Here is a 642-nt window from a genome sequence, read left to right on the forward strand (position 1 = left end):
CAGCCAGTGGATGAAAACGGTCAGTTTGTTGGCAGCACAGTGTCTCCAGGTTTCGTGGTGAACATCGGTACGCACAACTTTGAACGTGTGTGGAAAGATGATGGCATCAAAGAACCATTCATCAGCATCTTTATCTGGACTATTGTTTTCTCTGCGCTAACCGTAGTCTGCACATTGGTTATCGGCTTAGTGTTAGCAAGCGTTGTTCAGTGGGAAGCGTTGAAAGGTCGTTCAATCTACCGACTACTACTGATTCTGCCTTATGCGGTACCGGCGTTTATTTCTATCCTGATCTTTAAAGGTTTGTTCAACCAGAGCTTTGGTGAGATCAACATGCTTCTGGAAGGTTTGTTTGGTATCAGCCCGGCATGGTTCTCTGACCCATTCATGGCGAAAACCATGATCCTGATTGTGAACACGTGGCTAGGCTTCCCTTACATGATGATTCTATGTATGGGTCTGCTAAAAGCGATTCCTGATGATCTTTATGAAGCATCGGCTATCGATGGTGCGAACTTCATCACCAACTTCACGCGTATCACAATGCCGATGATGTTGAAACCGCTGCCTCCGCTATTGATTGCAAGCTTTGCTTTTAACTTCAACAACTTCGTACTTATTCAGTTGTTGACAGGTGGTGGT

General features: G+C 45.3%; 1 protein-coding gene. It reads left to right on the forward strand.

The window, feature by feature from the left end:
• Window positions 1-642 (forward strand): maltose ABC transporter permease MalF (malF, locus tag R7E78_RS27630; protein ID WP_318058818.1); only part of this gene is annotated, 642 nt, incomplete at both ends.

This window comes from Vibrio sp. YT-19(2023), from assembly GCF_033337395.1.